Here is a 16656-nt window from a genome sequence, read left to right on the forward strand (position 1 = left end):
CCGATAAATTTCCTGTTCATCTTATTGTATAAAGGTTTTTGTCCTCTCCACGTGGTTATCTGAAAATAAACACGTAAATTTGCTCCCTAAATTTGAAACAACAATATAAATCACTATAAATAAAAAGTTTATCGCTATGGAGTATAATTTCAGGGAGATTGAAAAGAAGTGGCAGAAACAATGGGTAGAAAATAAAACTTACCAAGTTACGGAAGACGAATCGAAACAAAAATTTTATGTATTGAATATGTTTCCTTATCCATCAGGAGCCGGATTGCACGTAGGTCATCCGCTTGGGTACATCGCTTCAGATATTTATGCCCGCTACAAACGACTGCAAGGCTTCAACGTACTCAATCCGATGGGATATGATGCCTATGGTCTACCGGCCGAACAATATGCCATCCAGACCGGACAGCACCCTGCAATTACTACAGTCAATAATATCAACCGCTATCGCGAACAATTGGATAAAATAGGTTTCTCCTTTGATTGGAATCGTGAAATCCGCACTTGTGATCCTGAATATTACCATTGGACACAATGGGCATTCCAGAAGATGTTCAACAGTTATTACTGTAACGATGAACAACAAGCCCGTCCTATTGAAGAACTTATCAGTGCATTCGAAACTACCGGAACCAAAGGCATGAATGTTGCTTGCAGCGAAGAACTGAATTTCACTGCCGACGAATGGAAAAGAAAAAGTGAAAAAGAACAGCAGGAAATCCTGATGAACTACCGTATTGCTTATCTGGGCGAAACAATGGTAAACTGGTGTCCTGCACTGGGAACAGTGTTGGCCAATGACGAAGTTGTGGATGGAGTCAGCGAACGTGGCGGTTACCCTGTTGTTCAGAAAAAAATGCGTCAATGGTGTTTGCGTGTATCTGCTTATGCACAACGCTTACTCGACGGGCTGGATAAAATTGACTGGACCGAATCTTTGAAAGAAACTCAAAAGAACTGGATCGGTCGTTCGGAAGGTGCTGAAATTCAGTTCAAGGTAAAAGATAGCGATCTTGAGTTCACCATCTTTACTACACGTGCAGATACCATGTTCGGAGTTACTTTTATGGTATTAGCTCCTGAAAGTGAATTGGTATCTCAAGTAACCACACCCGACCAACAAGTGGAAGTAGATGCTTACCTCGACCGTACTAAGAAACGTACGGAACGTGAACGCATTGCCGACCGAAGTGTCAGCGGTGTATTCAGTGGTTCTTATGCCATCAATCCGTTCACAGGCGAAGCAGTGCCCATCTGGATCAGTGACTATGTATTAGCCGGATACGGAACAGGAGCTATCATGGCCGTACCTGCTCATGACAGTCGCGACTATGCTTTTGCCAAACATTTCGGATTAGAAATCCGCCCATTGGTAGAAGGCTGCGATGTGAGCGAAGAAAGTTTCGATGCGAAGGAAGGTATTGTTTGTAATTCACCTCGTCCGGATGTTACTCCTTATTGTGATCTTTCACTGAACGGATTGACAATTAAAGAAGCAATTGCAGCAACCAAAAAATATGTAAAAGAACACAATCTAGGTCGTGTGAAAGTGAATTACCGTCTGCGTGATGCTATTTTCTCTCGCCAACGCTATTGGGGCGAGCCATTTCCTGTTTACTACAAGGATGGAATGCCTTACATGATCGACGACAAAAGCCTGCCTTTGGAACTACCGGAAGTTGCGAAATTCTTGCCAACTGAAACAGGTGAACCCCCATTGGGACATGCTACTAAATGGGCTTGGGACACTGTAAACAAATGTGTCGTGGACAATGAGAAGATCGACAACATTACCGTCTTCCCACTGGAACTGAACACAATGCCGGGATTTGCCGGTTCTTCCGCATATTATCTGCGCTATATGGATCCACGCAATAACAAAGCATTGGTTGATCCGAAAATAGACCAATACTGGAGAAATGTAGACCTTTATGTAGGTGGTACGGAACATGCTACCGGTCACTTGATTTATTCTCGTTTCTGGAACAAGTTCCTGTATGACTTAGGTGTATCGGTGATAGAAGAACCATTCCAGAAGTTAGTAAACCAAGGTATGATTCAAGGACGCAGTAACTTTGTGTACCGTATCAAAGATACCAATACATTTGTTTCTCTGAATCTGAAAGATCAATATGAAGTTACTCCGATTCACGTGGATGTAAACATTGTATCCAATGATATACTTGATCAAGAAGCTTTCAAAGCATGGCGTCCCGAATACGAAACAGCAGAGTTTATCCTAGAAGACGGAAAATATATTTGTGGTTGGGCAGTTGAAAAGATGAGCAAGTCCATGTTCAACGTTGTCAATCCGGATATGATTGTTGAGAAATACGGTGCAGACACACTTCGTATGTACGAAATGTTTCTCGGCCCAGTGGAACAGTCCAAACCTTGGGATACAAACGGCATCGACGGTGTACACCGATTCATCCGTAAATTCTGGTCATTATTCTACAGCCGCACAGACGAATATCTGGTAAAAGACGAACCAGCTACTAAAGAAGAATTGAAAAGCCTTCACAAACTGATTAAGAAAGTGACCGGTGACATTGAACAGTTCTCTTATAATACTTCTGTCAGCGCATTCATGATCTGTGTAAACGAATTATTTAATCTAAAATGCAGTAAAAAAGAGGTATTGGAACAATTGATTATCGTTCTTGCACCTTTTGCTCCACACGTTTGCGAAGAGCTGTGGGCTACGCTGGGACATACCACTTCCGTATGCGACGCCCAATGGCCTGTCTACAACGAAGAATACTTGAAAGAGGATACGATCAACTATACCATCTCTTTCAATGGAAAGGCTCGTTTCAATATGGAATTTGCCGCTGATGCTGCTTCAGACGTTATCCAAGCTGCTGTTCTGGCTGATGAGCGTTCGCAGAAATGGACCGAAGGCAAAACTCCGAAGAAAGTGATTGTCGTGCCGAAAAAGATTGTAAACGTTGTAATCTAACATCTCATTTCATTACAGAGGACACAGAGGACAGAAAGTTTTCTTTTCAAATGATAAACTTCTGTGTCTCCTGTGTCCTCTGTGGTGAATTAAAAAACAAAATATAACTCTATGCGAAGACCAGCAAAAGCGGAAATAATGAGAGAAGTAAAAGACTACTTCTACATCACCCTCGGACTGATAAGCTATTCATTCGGTTGGGCAGCTTTCCTTCTCCCTTACCAAATAACCACCGGGGGAACCACCGGTATCGGAGCTATCATCTATTATGCCACCGGATTTCCTATCCAATGGTCTTATTTCATCATCAATGCCGTCCTGATGACATTTGCCATCCGGATATTAGGTCCGCGATTCAGCATAAAAACAACTTATGCTATTTTCATGCTGACTTTCTTACTTTGGATTTTCCAAATAGTAGTCAATGACTACGTACAAGTACCCAATGTATCGATCGACGGCAAACCTCTTTTATTGGGAGCCGGACAGGACTTTATGGCCTGTATCATCGGCGCTGCCCTATGCGGCATAGGGCTTGGCATTGTATTCAACTATAACGGAAGTACCGGAGGAACAGATATCATCGCCGCCATCGTTAATAAATACAAAGACGTGACACTTGGAAGAATGATCATGATTTGCGATGTATTTATCATCAGTTCCTGTTACTTCGTCTTTCACGACTGGCGTCGCGTCATTTTCGGTTTCGTAACTCTGTTCATTATCGGTGTCGTACTCGACTGGATCATCAATAGTGCCCGCCAATCGGTTCAGTTCCTTATCTTCTCTAAACAATACGAAGAGATAGCCGATTGCATCACGAAAGAAACAGGCAGAGGGGTGACCGTTCTCAACGGTACAGGATGGTATAGCAAACACGATGTGAAAGTATTGGTCGTACTAGCCAAGAAACGTCAATCACTGGATATCTTCCGTCTGGTAAAACGCATCGACCCAAATGCTTTTATCTCACAAAGTTCCGTCATCGGTGTATATGGTGAAGGATTCGACCAACTGAAAGTAAAGTAAACCAATCCACAAGTATTAAACAACCAACATATAAAGCCCATAGCCTTATGAAACGTAAACTCGTATTTGCTACCAACAACGCTCATAAATTGGAAGAAGTAGCCGCCATCTTAGGTGATAAGATCGAACTACTTAGCTTGAACGATATTAACTGCCACACAGATATTCCCGAAACAGCCGATACGCTCGAAGGAAACGCCCTGCTAAAGTCCTCCTTTATCTATAAGAACTATGGTCTGGAGTGTTTTGCCGATGATACCGGTCTGGAAGTGGAAGCACTGAACGGAGCTCCTGGAGTATATTCCGCCCGATATGCAAGCGGAGAAGGGCATGACGCACAAGCCAATATGCTCAAGCTGCTTCATGAGATGGAAGGAAAAGAAAATCGCAAAGCCCAGTTTCGTACTGCTATTTCGCTGATTCTAGACGGAAAAGAATATCTCTTTGAAGGAGTGATAAAAGGCGAAATAATCAAAGAGAAACGTGGTGATTCAGGTTTTGGCTATGATCCTATTTTCCTACCCGAAGGATACGATCGGACTTTTGCTGAACTGGGAAATGACATAAAGAATAAAATCAGCCACCGAGCTTTAGCCGTACAGAAACTCTGTGAGTTTTTGCATAGCTAAACAATATGATACAGAGTTTTTTATAAGATATTTGTAATCTTCCCAAGAAAATTATTACTTTGCAAAAAATAAAAATAAAGTGCGATGAAGAAAATTACATTATTTACTTTTATTACATTGCTTGTGTGTACTTCATGTGTGACTAAAAAGAAATACATGATTGCAGAGACCGGACGTATAGCAGCTATTGCAAGTGGAGATAGCCTGTACGGACTATTATCAGACTGCCGAAATAGGGGAACACAAATGTCGGCACAGATTAAAAATCTTATGCAGGATACCACTCGAATGGGAAACAGTATCCGTGAATTTCAAAATATGCTGAGCAGTAACATGACCCAGCAGGAGAAACTGAATGCACTATTAAACCAGAAAAAAAATGAGCTCAATGAAAGAGAACGTACTATCAATGAGTTACAAGCTATGATTAAATCACAAAATGATAAAGTACAACACCTACTGAATAGTGTAAAAGATGCATTGTTGGGATTTAGCAGCGAAGAACTCACCGTTCGTGAAAAAGACGGAAAGGTATATGTAGCTATGTCCGATAAGCTTTTGTTCCAGTCAGGAAGTGCCACTCTTGACAAACGTGGTGAGGAAGCACTTGGCAAACTGGCTCAAGTACTGAACAGACAGACAGATATTGATGTCTTTATCGAGGGACATACTGATAACAAACCTATCAATACGGCAATATTCAAGGACAATTGGGATTTAAGTGTACTTCGTGCTACATCTGTTGTACGCATCCTGACCAAGAAATATGATGTTAATCCGTTACAGATTCAACCTAGCGGAAGAGGTGAATTTATGCCTGTTGCTGACAATGAAACAGTAGACGGAAGAAGTAGAAATCGCCGTACGGAAATCATCATGGCACCGAAGTTGGATAAGTTGTTCCAGATGTTACAGAATTCAGAGGAAATTAAATAAATATTTCATTGAAAATTGAGGGCATAGCGATAAAAGCAGTAATTTTATAGTGTTTAAACATATGATTGCTAATTTTTTATCGCTATGTTTACCGACAGCAAAGTAACATCACATCCGGTTCATTAAAGCAGATTGTTTGGATGTGTTGATTTTGCCAATATAACGCAATCGGCCTATTATAGGCAAATAATGTACCTGTATAAAGAGTTGTGTAGGTAAGAAAATAGATGATGAAACGTAAGGAAAATAATAAGCTGATGTATAATGATGAGTTGGTAACTCTATTGCTCGTTAAAACATAAAGAATAGGGAATCAATAAGATTTTACTCAGGCAAAAAAGCAACCTGTACGCAAGTTGCTCCATGCATTTCTCTAATTATTTGGAACGGAGAAGCTATACTTACTTTCTATTTCATGGAAGTCTTACATACTGTATTTAATATCCATTCTGTTATATCTTTCAGAACTTCCGGACTGATTGTTTCTTCTAAATCTCCGTATTCAAGGTGATTACATGTTCGGCAAGTCTGAAAAAAGTGATTCAATCCCGGATAGATCTTCACTGTTACATTTTTATTTCCGTTTTTAATGATTCCTTGTTGAATGGCATTTAAGTTCATAACAGCATCTACTTGAACATCTTTATCTCCATTGAGTGCAAGTACCGGGCATTTTATTTTATTCAGAGCTTCCGTTGGGTCGTATCTCATAAAGTGGAGGTACCATGGACTGGTGGCTGCAGTGAGTTGTGTCGGTAGTTGGCGCATCACGTTTAAATCCTGAAGTTCCTCAGGTGATAGTAGTTTTATTGCGTCAGCATACAATTCTTTTTGAAGTTCTTCTACTGTTTTATCTGTTTGTTGCAGTACAGTTGAGTATTGATGGCGATAAATCGGTTTTTTCTTCTGCCAGACAGAATCCGGTTTGCCTGTAGATTGATAAATCAATTCTACTTGCTTCAATTGCTGTTTTTATGTTCGAAACTCCTTGATCGGGAGAGGGTAGTCACATAGTTTCCATGTTCTGTGTGGTTGATATGGAAAACGATGGTTAATGATCCGTTTGGAAGAGTCAATTTGCCATACCAGATACCGGTAATATCTTGTGCACAAAGAAAAGACGGGAATAACAGTCCGAGTAATAATCCGATAATGGTTATGAAATGGAAATTTGAATATTTCATAATAAAGAGTTTTTGGTTTGGCGAAGATTCTTTTTTACTTGTAAACATACATAAAAAACTTTTAAATATGGTGTTAGTGGAATAGAATTCTCACGTTTCCACGTGGAACGGTAGCGGTGTATTGTAAACGAATAAAGGGGTATAATATCCCTTTTCTAGGGTATTAGAACCTGACTTTTGGAGTATTAATGGTTGAGATGTAGGGTATTAATACTTGAAAAGTTGAGTATTAATAGCTGAGAAACGAACTATTAATACTCAACAGGTTGATACATAAATGCCGGATCAGGGTATCTGACGCCTACTTATGTTAGTTGATAAATTCATAACCGGAGAGTCGGTATCTTTTCAGATCACCTTCTTTCGCCCTTTTGAGTTTTACTTCTCCTTTATCTGCTTCCAAAGTGACGATGTTATATTCTCCTTTCTTGAAATTGTAGCTGATACCGTCATCTTCAAGAAGTTGGCAGGCAGCTGTAGGAGTGCCGTATACTTTGCAGTGCAGATTGAATACAGTTTGCGGATCTACATAAGGAACGGGTTCGGACAGAGGCAATAATGTTCCCTGACGGACGTAGAGCGGCAATTGATCGAATTCCGTATTGATTTCATATTCTTTATTCCCCTCATATTTCTCGTTCGTATTGAAGTTATACCATGTTCCTTCGGGGAAGTAAACAGTTCTTGATTTTTTATTCTCATAGAGAGGCGCAGCCATCAGCCCATCTCCGATCATATATTGATTACTGATATCACGCAGGCGTTCATCCCTAGGATAATCCATCAATAAAGGACGGAAAGGAGGAATTCCTTCTTTATAATAAGTATAAAAAGCATTATAAAGATAAGGTATGAGCTGCATACGTAGATTAATCAGTGTGCGTGCATAAGCCTCATATTCCTGGGCTTCCGGCAAAAACTCACCCCGCTCATTCTTTCCACGATCGAATTGCAACCATGGTGCGTACTGCAAATACCAGGCATTTACCATGGCTTGCGGAGAAAGAATCACTGTTTGCAAGCGGTGGAAGAAATCTTCGGCAGAGTGTGCTTCACGTACTTCCGGACACCATAACAGACCGCCGAAGGCAGAGTTACAAAGCGCTTGAATATACTCTTTATGATCATACGTATCACTGTAGAGCACCGCATTTCGTGAGGACATGAACATCCCCGAAGAACGGTAATCCTGATAAGCGCGGGTATTCATTTCACGATAAATGCTGTCTATCGTATTCACATAAAGCGAGCCGAAGATTTGGTGCATTTGTTCGCCGTCAATTCCTGAAGGGAATTGTGCTGCGTCGGGGAAACACCAAGTGGCTGAAGCGTAAGATATGTTCGAATTATCACATTCGTCAAGTTTAAAGCCGGAGATTCCTTCTTCTACCAGTGTACGGTGATAATCACTGAATATCTTACGTGCTTCCGGTGTCAGAAAGTCCGGCACAAGTCCGTTCCAAACGAGGAAGTCACCCGAATAAGGTTCCATCTCTTTCCGGATTGGAGAAGAAGGATGAACGTATGCATGTTCCCACAGATTGACTTTATAGCCTTTCTGTTTTAACTGATCCAGCATTTCCTTGTGTTTAGGAAAACGTTCCTCACTCCAGATGTATGAGCAGGAGTAGGCTGCCGTTTGCCATCCCGGTTCCAGTCCCAACACATCACATGGAATCTGTTTTTCCCGGAAATAATCCGCGAAGCGGATGACCGAATCTTGTACGGCGTCTCCTTTCACCCGGTACTTAAATCCGAGTCCCCACATCGGAGGAAGGCATCCGCCACCGGAAAGGAGGTTGTATCGTTTCACCACATCCAGTATCTCCGGCCCAGTAATGACAAACACTTCGATGCCTTTTGCACCGGGGATGTCGATATATACTTTATTTCCGTTACTTCGGTTCTTATATAAATCTTCTGTAGTGGTGGCAATCTTTTTCCTTCCTTCTGCGTCCTGCAGATTTTGCTGGTTTTTCTGGTTGGAACCGCATAAGAAAGTGGTATACCGGGCGGTATTAACCAGGATTCCGTATCCTTTGGTAGAGACGTAGAACGTTTGTGGAGCGTGTGTATATCCGAGTCCGTTCAGTGGATTGTCGTTTACTATCGGGCGTTTACGCATTCCACGTTGTCCGAAAGTCTCTATCTGAAGTCCGAAGCCGTAGAGCTGCTCGTCATCCGCCAAAGGTACTTCGACCATACATCCTCGGTCTTTAACTTGTATGCGGACTTCATCCGGACTGAAAGGAAGTTCAGCTGTGGGCAGCTGTTTCATAGCCTCTAATGCAGGCTTTCCACCGAACAGTGCGTAAGGAGTATAAGTGTCAATTTCTCCTGCTTGCAGTTTGATCACTCCCGGAGCAATCTCTTGCTGAGTTGGTAATTGTTCTGTGTGACAGGCAGCGAGGAGCCCTCCTGTAAATAGAAGAAGATAAAATCGTAATTTTCTCATTGCAATTTGTTTATGATGTTATACTTATATAAGACTTTCGGGTTTTAATTTTCCACTAAAAGTAATACAATTATTTTCAGGAAGAATCATATTGCTTCTTTTTATTTCTTTGAAGAAGTTCTTTTTTTATATGGTTGCTTTAAGTAACTGTTTGGGTATGAATCTTTTGGTTATCACTACAATTTGTTTTTCGGAGGAATTTAACGATGAAGAATGATTGTAGTAGTGATAATCGAGTTGTGACTGCTTTACAAGCAATTACTAAAAAAGTGTATAAAATGAAGTGTTCTTGCTCCAATAAAGAGAAACTTTTAATAATTTTGTCGGAACTAATAACAATGGATATGAAAAACTTATTTCTGGGTATGGCCTGTGTCCTGCTGACAGGTTGTGCAAACTCCCCTAAGCAGGAAACTGTTACCTCTTGTTGTAATGATAAAAGTTCGATGGAAGTCATACTGAATTTGCATCGTAAAGTAAAGCCCGAATATGTATCTGCTTATAAGGAGGCCTTTGCTAAATGCAAAGCCAATACCGTTCAGGAAGTCGGTTGCGTGGATTATGGTGTATACCAATCTCCGGAAGACAGTACCGAATTTCTGATCTGTGAAGTCTGGGAAAATGAGAACGTACTCGCAAAGCATGGGGAGACTGCCCATTTGAAACAGCTTTTGGAAGAGACTAAAGATATGTTTGACGGTGCATCCGATAAAAAGATTTATGTATGTGCTGAGGCACAGAAATAAATTTCTGAAAAATAAAGGGAGACGTATTTATAAACTACTTGGACTCAGCCTTGGAATAATTTGTTTAAAGCGGTCAAAAGGCTTGTTCTATAGGGTTGAACACTTTGTTTCGTACGGTTAAACACTTTGTTTTATGTTACTGAACATCTTGTTTCGTGCGGTTGAACACTTTGTTTCAACCGGTTGAAACAAACAGAAACATATAGTGACTGACCATTACATACGGTGATAGGTGATAGAGAAGGTGATAGGTTGAAAATCAACCTATCACCTTCTCTAATGCCTATGAATAAAGGGATATAGAGCCCTTGGTGATAGGTTGATAGAGAAAAAGCGTTTTTTTGTTATAGAGAGGGATGTATGCTGAATTCAGTGTTGCTTAACCCCCTCCCTATGATACACTACTTATTTACACTGTTTTGAAATGAACAGTGTAGGTATTCATTTGTGTTTCTATATTCTCCACCTGCCGTATTGGAATCAGTTGAATCGTATATTCCGTCATTGGTTTCATATTCTTCAGACTTATATGTGTTTTAGTGGCTTTTACGTTCTTCGTCTGCATAAGCGCTTTGCCATTTTTTTCGTATAACTTGATTCTATAGTTGGTGGCTCCTTTTATTTCCTTCCATTCCAGCGTGGCTTTCGAACTGCCTACATCCGATACGACCGGATCTGTGGGCAACTGTATCGGTTTGCCTTCAATGTGGTGGATTGTCATAACTTTTGTCCCGGCACTACACCGATACCAATAAAGGAAGTTTTGTAAAATAGCAGTATTGAAGGTCTGTCCCGGTTCCGGTTCTACCGGATGGCAAACATCCTCTGACATGACGATGCCATCACCCCGGCAATATCCGAAGTAATCGCCTTCCGGATGATCCAGCTTCATGTTTGCATCCACCGGAATCCAACCGTATTTCTCCAGATAGAAGTCGGCCCATACATGAAAAGTACCATTCGGTCTTACAGTAACGATGTGGCGGGCAGGGATCTGTTTAGCTCTCAACAAGTTTACAAAGATAGAGGCCAGATTGCCGCAATCTCCTCCTCCTGCCGATAAAATAGCTGCTATTTCGTGAATACCTGTATTCGGATTTAGATATTTATAGTTAGCCCCCACATGTTCGTAGCACCGTCGGGCATAATCTATTATATTTCCTTTCGACTCGTTCCATAAGTTATCTGATATTTCTTTGATGCGGGCATTGCCGGTGTCGATATATTCCCCCTTGTTGGCAGTGTATCGTTTATAAATTTCCGATTGTGTATTATATGGGTATATTTTTTTGAACTGCTTCATATCAATATGCATGGGATACAAAGTTATGTTGAAGTTCTCAGTGAGAGAATAAATATCCCCTTTGGAAGGTAGGGCTAATGATTTCAAGTCCCTGAGATATTGATTTTGAGAGTTTTCTATGTCGAGTATTTCACCTGAAGAATATTTAAAGTTGGCAACCTCCTGATAGTTGTTGCTCTGTGGAACAGGTAGGATAATAGTCGTTTTTGTAAGTTCACAATCCTGATTCTTTAAAGTCAGCGAATTGGTAATTTCGTAACTTTGTTGAGCGTTCAAGGTTATGGCGGTGATCATTAATACGTAAACAAATAGAATTTGTCTCATAATAGATAGTATGTATGCTTTAAGTATATTGTTAATATTCTTCCTCACAAAGGTAATGCATTATATTTTAATCTCAAATTGGTTGTTCCATTTTTTATAATGATTGGGTGACTACTTTTTTATTAGCTTTTATAAGGTCGGCTTTTATGTATCAAATCAGTATAGAGCAGTCTTGAAGGCTAATTATTGTTTTTTTTCTTGTTCATTAAATCTGATGTCTTTATCTTTGGAAAAATTATAAAGTTTGCAGTTCCATTAAATCTGATGTCTTTATAAGCTATTCCAGTAAAGATCAGAAAATCGTTGAGGGGCTTTCTGCATATCGTTGGATATGAAAGAGCAGACAATTGCACAAAAAGAAGAGGCGATAGCATTGGTACATCTCAAAATTATGAAGAGGCTCTTAATGGTATCGTGCAGTTGCAAAACAAGGAGGTATGAGTGCACAAACTGCTCAAAAGGGACTCAATGAAAAATGAAAGTTGGTGGTAAACAGAATACTTATTTAAAATAATACACTAAAATATTAAAATGAACAGAATGATGAAAAAGAATTACTTCTTACTACTCTTCCTACTTTGTGCTTGTATGATCCAGGCACAAAATACTTATCGGACAGATAAGGATATCTCATATATTCCAAGCTCCGAGACAGACGCTTATCGCCGTGAACGTTGTAAACTGGATATTTATTATCCGGAGAATAAGAAAGACTTCTCCACCGTTGTATGGTTTCATGGAGGTGGACTTGAAGGAGGGGGTAAATATATTCCTAAAGAACTGAAAGAACAGGGATTTGCGGTGATAGCCGTTAATTACAGATTGAGTCCGAAAGCTAAGAATCCTTCTTATATAGAAGATGCTGCCGCCTCTGTAGCTTGGGCGTTTGATAATATAGAGAAGTATGGCGGACGCAAAGATCGTATTTTTGTTTCCGGTCATTCGGCGGGAGGTTATCTTTCATTGATATTGGCTATGGATAAAAAGTATATGGCTGCTTATGGAGCAGATGCGGATAGCGTAGCTGCCTATCTTCCGGTGAGTGGACAAACTGTTACTCATTTTACCATACGTAAAGAACGTGGGCTACCGGAAGGGATTCCAATTATCGACGAATATGCACCGGTGAATAAAGCACGTAAAAATACAGCCCCGGTTGTTATGATTACTGGTGATAAGAACCTCGAGATGGCAGATAGATATGAAGAAAATGCACTTCTGGCATCTGTATTGAAGAACATTGGCAATAAGAGAGTGAAGCTATACGAGATGCAGGGATTTGATCACGGACAGGTTGCCGGTCCTGCTTGTTACTTGATTGTCGATTATGTGAAGAAATTTGGAAAATAGGTATGCATGAGGAAAAAAGCTGGTCATACAATGATAATTTCTGCGCAATGTAATTGTTTTTATAGTATTTGAATCATTTATTATAGTGTAAACAGGACGTATTTCCTACATTTACCTCCAAATTCATGAACTAATAAATAATTGCATTGCTATGAAGACATTAAGCAAAATTGTATTCACGCTTTTTATTCTTTTGTTCTCTCCTTTAATTATCATGGCTGGAGAAGTTACTTTTAAAATAACGAAGAAATATTTGAATTTCCCTATCTCTCATAAGGTAGATAGGGCAAAGATGACGTTTCAAGTAAATGGGAAACCGGATTTGTCTGTCGTTATACGTTTGGCACCGGATGAAGCTGAATACTGGGTATTTAAAGATGTATCAGCTTATAAAGGGAAAACGGTTAAAATAAACTATGAAGGTGATGAGAAAGGGCTGAGCAAGATATATCAGTCGGATGAGTTCGCAGGTCAAGACAATATATATAAGGAAAAGAATCGTCCACAATTTCACTTCACTACTCGTAGAGGATGGATCAATGACCCTAATGGATTGATTTATTACGATGGTGAATACCACTTGTTCTACCAGCACAATCCTTATGAAAGAGATTGGGAGAACATGCATTGGGGACATGCTGTGAGCAAAGATCTGATACATTGGACAGAATTGGCTGATGCATTATATCCCGATCATCTGGGAACCATGTTTTCCGGATCGGCAGTTATTGACTATGATAACACCGCTGGATTTAATAAAGGAAAAACTCCTGCCATGGTAGCTGCTTTTACTGCTGCCAGTTCAGAAAAGCAAGTACAGGGAATAGCTTATAGTCTCGACAATGGACGTACATTCACTAAATATGATAAGAATCCGGTCATAGACTCAAAAGCAAAATGGAACTCTCAGGATACACGAGATCCTAAAGTTTTCTGGTATGCACCCGGAAAGCATTGGGTATTGGTATTGAACGAACGTGACGGACATTCTATCTATACATCTGCCAATCTTAAAGATTGGAAATACGAAAGCCATGTTTCTGGTTTTTGGGAATGTCCCGAGCTATTCGAACTTTCGGTCGATGGTGACAAGAATCATACAAAATGGGTGATGTACGGAGCTTCCGGTACTTATATGTTGGGGTCCTTCGACGGTAAAGTATTTACTCCTGAAGCTGGAAAGTATTGCTATACTACAGGAAGTATCTATGCCGCACAAACTATTACCAATATCCCTGCCAGTGACGGTAGACGTATTCAGATAGGCTGGGGAAGAATCTCTCATCCGGATATGCCGTTCAACGGAATGATGATGTTACCAACCGAACTGACTTTGCGTACAACGAAAGATGGTATCCGTTTGGTCAGTGTTCCTATAAGAGAAGTTGAATCTTTATGTAAGCCTGTACGTTCATGGACTTCGTTGTCTTCGGATGAGGCTAACCGTAACTTAAAAGAATTCTATGACGCAGATCGTCTTCGTATTAAAACTACTATCAAACTATCTCATGCTACAGATGCAGGTTTTAACCTATTCGGACAGCGTATGATCGGTTATGATATGAATTCAAATACATTGAACGGCCGCTTCTATTCACCTGAAGATCCGACCAGCATGGAGCTTACTGCTGATATTTACATTGACCGTACTTCAATTGAAGTCTTTATCGATGGCGGGCTGTATTCTTACTCTATGGAACGCCGTCCGGATGTGAATAATAAAGAAGGGTTACATTTTTGGGGAAATAGAATCGAAGTCAAAGATCTGGAAGTCTTTTCAGTAGATTCCATCTGGTAAATAATAACCTCTGCCGGGTAGAGGGTAAATCATAGGTAATTAATTGCTTCCGGGCAGTCAGTATTTTGATATTGATTGCCCGGAAGTTTTTCAGTGGAAACTGGTACTTATGTAATTCTCGGTGAATCTCATTACTTTATTTATATAGAAAAGTATACCGGTGCATACAGGCTTTTGTAATACAGACATGGTATGAAATTACCATAACTGTGGTATTTACCGACAACAAAATCAGCCTTATCTTTGTAATATCTTAAAATAAAAGAATTTAAAACAGAAATATATGGAAAGGATAGCAAAGAAATTGACGGATTTGGTAGGTAATACTCCGTTATTGGAACTTGGGAAATATAATAGAAGTAAAGGACTGAAAGCCCGTTTGGTGGCAAAGCTTGAATATTTCAATCCTGCAGGAAGTGTGAAAGACCGTATAGCATTGGCAATGATAGAAGATGCCGAAGGAAAAGGAGTTTTGCATCCGGGGGCTATCATTATTGAGCCGACGAGTGGAAATACCGGAGTAGGACTGGCTTTTGTTGCTGCTTCAAAAGGGTATAAGTTGATTTTGACAATGCCGGATACGATGAGCGTCGAACGCAGGAATTTGTTGAAAGCATTGGGAGCTGAACTGGTATTAACTCCCGGTGCTGATGGAATGAAAGGAGCAATTGCTAAGGCAGAAGAATTGAAAGCCGCTACTCCCGGCGCTGTAATCTTGCAACAGTTTGAGAATCCTGCTAATCCAAATGTACATCTGCGAACTACCGGATTGGAAATATGGCGAGATACCGAAGGAAAAGTAGATATTTTCGTGGCAGGTGTTGGTACTGGCGGGACAGTAAGTGGCGTGGGTGAAGCATTGAAGATGCGTGATCCTAGTGTGAAGATTGTTGCCGTAGAACCAACGGATTCTCCTGTTTTGTCAGGCGGAAAACCCGGTCCACACAAGATACAGGGAATAGGAGCAGGCTTTGTTCCTAAAACCTACAACCCTGCCGTAGTGGATGAGATTATTCAAGTGCAGAACGACGATGCCATTCGTACCAGCCGTCAATTAGCGAAAGAAGAAGGACTTCTGGTAGGTATTTCTTCAGGAGCCGCCGTATATGCGGCTACAAAGTTGGCAAAACGACCGGAGAATGAAGGAAAAATGATTGTAGTATTGTTACCTGATACAGGTGAACGATATCTATCTACTATTTTATACGCTTTTGAAGAATATCCTCTCGGTGATTGAGAAAAGATAAAATCGAATCATTGAAAGAAAAAGGCTTCTTCAATAGAGTCTATCTCTAGTGTTTTGTATGGTTAGTTATATTAGAAATCGCTATAGAAACTCTCCAAAGAGTGACTATAGCGACTTTTATTTTAATAGAACACAGGATACATTGTTGGTTAGGGCTCCTCATTAGGGCGCAAGCCAAAAACTTTTCCTGTCATTTGTTTAATAGAAACTTGCCATACCTTAACATTTCGTACAGCAGGATCGGAGTATACAAACTCATTATCTGTGTAATGTCGCATGATGATGTCCAGTGCATGGCGTTTCTCGTCTATATTTTCGATAAACTCCACTTGTCCCCTGCACATAGCACTTTCAGAACGCATACTATAACTGCAAGCCACTTTCTCATGTTGGTAGACAAGTTTATGTCCGAGGCTGAACGTGATACAGACGTTATTATTGTGTTCCAACATCTCCACTTTACTTCCTTCAGGACCTGAGTGCAAGTAGATTATACCGTTCTCATAACCAAAGTTCATGGGTACCACATAAGGATTCCCGTCTAAATCCGTAATGCCTACAAAGCAAGCATCACAATGCAAAATAATGGCTTCAATTCGTTGTATATCCTCAATAATAACTGTTTTCATTACTGTTTATTTTATAAAGACTGAATACATAAAAGCCACAGAGAAACAAATTTAGG

12 protein-coding genes and 1 pseudogene are annotated in these 16656 nt (G+C 40.3%); 8 read left to right on the forward strand and 5 right to left on the reverse strand.

All coding sequences use genetic code 11. The features are described from left to right. The first annotated feature begins 136 nt into the window (after positions 1-136). From leuS to EJF25_RS01450, 4 genes are all read left to right on the forward strand, one after another. Entirely contained in the window at positions 137-2971 is a 2835-nt protein-coding gene (gene leuS / locus EJF25_RS01435) for a leucine--tRNA ligase (RefSeq protein WP_125039708.1), read from the forward strand. Between the two features lie 111 nt (positions 2972-3082). Next, entirely contained in the window at positions 3083-4000 is a 918-nt protein-coding gene (locus EJF25_RS01440; RefSeq protein ID WP_125039709.1) for a YitT family protein, read from the forward strand. Between the two features lie 47 nt (positions 4001-4047). Further along, on the forward strand, positions 4048-4629 hold the full coding sequence (locus EJF25_RS01445; protein ID WP_125039710.1) for a non-canonical purine NTP diphosphatase: 582 nt from the start codon (positions 4048-4050) through the stop codon (positions 4627-4629). An 84-nt stretch (positions 4630-4713) separates the two neighbouring features. Next, on the forward strand, positions 4714-5565 hold the full coding sequence (locus tag EJF25_RS01450; protein WP_125039711.1) for an OmpA/MotB family protein: 852 nt from the start codon (positions 4714-4716) through the stop codon (positions 5563-5565). Between the two features lie 408 nt (positions 5566-5973). Here EJF25_RS01450 and EJF25_RS01455 read toward each other — a convergent pair. The 3 genes and pseudogenes from EJF25_RS01455 to EJF25_RS01465 all read right to left on the reverse strand — a co-directional run. After that, positions 5974-6528: pseudogene (locus tag EJF25_RS01455) on the reverse strand (alpha/beta hydrolase); the annotation flags it as partial. Further along, entirely contained in the window at positions 6525-6749 is a 225-nt protein-coding gene (locus EJF25_RS01460; protein WP_125039713.1) for a hypothetical protein, read from the reverse strand. The gene EJF25_RS01460 and the pseudogene EJF25_RS01455, both read right to left, overlap by 4 nt. A gap of 310 nt (positions 6750-7059) precedes the next feature. After that, positions 7060-9204 (reverse strand): glycoside hydrolase family 31 protein, encoded by a 2145-nt coding sequence (locus tag EJF25_RS01465; protein WP_125039714.1) that lies wholly within the window; start codon positions 9202-9204, stop codon positions 7060-7062. A 344-nt stretch (positions 9205-9548) separates the two neighbouring features. On the opposite strand from EJF25_RS01465, the gene EJF25_RS01470 reads away from it, so the two are divergent. Continuing rightward, positions 9549-9950 (forward strand): putative quinol monooxygenase, encoded by a 402-nt coding sequence (locus EJF25_RS01470; RefSeq protein WP_125039715.1) that lies wholly within the window; start codon positions 9549-9551, stop codon positions 9948-9950. A 409-nt stretch (positions 9951-10359) separates the two neighbouring features. Here the strand turns inward: EJF25_RS01470 and EJF25_RS01475 are convergent, their stop codons facing one another. Continuing rightward, positions 10360-11577: a transglutaminase domain-containing protein gene (locus EJF25_RS01475; RefSeq protein ID WP_125039716.1), complete on the reverse strand. Its 1218-nt coding sequence runs from the start codon at positions 11575-11577 to the stop codon at positions 10360-10362. Positions 11578-12120: 543 nt separating this feature from the next. Here EJF25_RS01475 and EJF25_RS01480 point away from each other — a divergent pair. The 3 genes from EJF25_RS01480 (at position 12121) to cysK (ending at position 15962) form a co-directional block, all read left to right on the forward strand. Next, complete coding sequence (locus EJF25_RS01480) at positions 12121-12927, forward strand: alpha/beta hydrolase (protein ID WP_200832856.1); 807 nt, start codon at positions 12121-12123, stop codon at positions 12925-12927. Positions 12928-13078: 151 nt separating this feature from the next. Continuing rightward, complete coding sequence (locus tag EJF25_RS01485) at positions 13079-14725, forward strand: glycoside hydrolase family 32 protein (RefSeq protein ID WP_125039718.1); 1647 nt, start codon at positions 13079-13081, stop codon at positions 14723-14725. 283 nt (positions 14726-15008) lie between these two features. Then, positions 15009-15962, forward strand: a complete 954-nt coding sequence (gene cysK / locus EJF25_RS01490; protein WP_125039719.1) for a cysteine synthase A — start codon at positions 15009-15011, stop codon at positions 15960-15962. Positions 15963-16120: 158 nt separating this feature from the next. Here cysK and EJF25_RS01495 read toward each other — a convergent pair whose 3' ends face one another. Then, positions 16121-16600, reverse strand: a complete 480-nt coding sequence (locus EJF25_RS01495; protein ID WP_125039720.1) for a pyridoxamine 5'-phosphate oxidase family protein — start codon at positions 16598-16600, stop codon at positions 16121-16123. Positions 16601-16656 lie beyond the last annotated feature (56 nt).

The sequence above is a fragment of the Bacteroides faecalis genome, from assembly GCF_003865075.1.
Classification (GTDB): Bacteria; Bacteroidota; Bacteroidia; order Bacteroidales; family Bacteroidaceae; genus Bacteroides; species Bacteroides faecalis.

Bases quoted from the DNA above. Each gene is read 5' to 3' on its own strand.
- EJF25_RS01465 (WP_125039714.1), bottom strand. From the start codon at position 9,204: ATGAGAAAATTACGATTTTATCTTCTTCTATTTACAGGAGGGCTCCTC.
- EJF25_RS01470 (WP_125039715.1), top strand. From the start codon at position 9,549: ATGAAAAACTTATTTCTGGGTATGGCCTGTGTCCTGCTGACAGGTTGT.
- EJF25_RS01495 (WP_125039720.1), bottom strand. From the start codon at position 16,600: ATGAAAACAGTTATTATTGAGGATATACAACGAATTGAAGCCATTATT.
- EJF25_RS01480 (WP_200832856.1), top strand. From the start codon at position 12,121: ATGAAAAAGAATTACTTCTTACTACTCTTCCTACTTTGTGCTTGTATG.
- EJF25_RS01440 (WP_125039709.1), top strand. From the start codon at position 3,083: ATGCGAAGACCAGCAAAAGCGGAAATAATGAGAGAAGTAAAAGACTAC.
- EJF25_RS01460 (WP_125039713.1), bottom strand. From the start codon at position 6,749: ATGAAATATTCAAATTTCCATTTCATAACCATTATCGGATTATTACTC.
- EJF25_RS01475 (WP_125039716.1), bottom strand. From the start codon at position 11,577: ATGAGACAAATTCTATTTGTTTACGTATTAATGATCACCGCCATAACC.
- cysK (WP_125039719.1), top strand. From the start codon at position 15,009: ATGGAAAGGATAGCAAAGAAATTGACGGATTTGGTAGGTAATACTCCG.
- leuS (WP_125039708.1), top strand. From the start codon at position 137: ATGGAGTATAATTTCAGGGAGATTGAAAAGAAGTGGCAGAAACAATGG.
- EJF25_RS01450 (WP_125039711.1), top strand. From the start codon at position 4,714: ATGAAGAAAATTACATTATTTACTTTTATTACATTGCTTGTGTGTACT.
- EJF25_RS01445 (WP_125039710.1), top strand. From the start codon at position 4,048: ATGAAACGTAAACTCGTATTTGCTACCAACAACGCTCATAAATTGGAA.
- EJF25_RS01485 (WP_125039718.1), top strand. From the start codon at position 13,079: ATGAAGACATTAAGCAAAATTGTATTCACGCTTTTTATTCTTTTGTTC.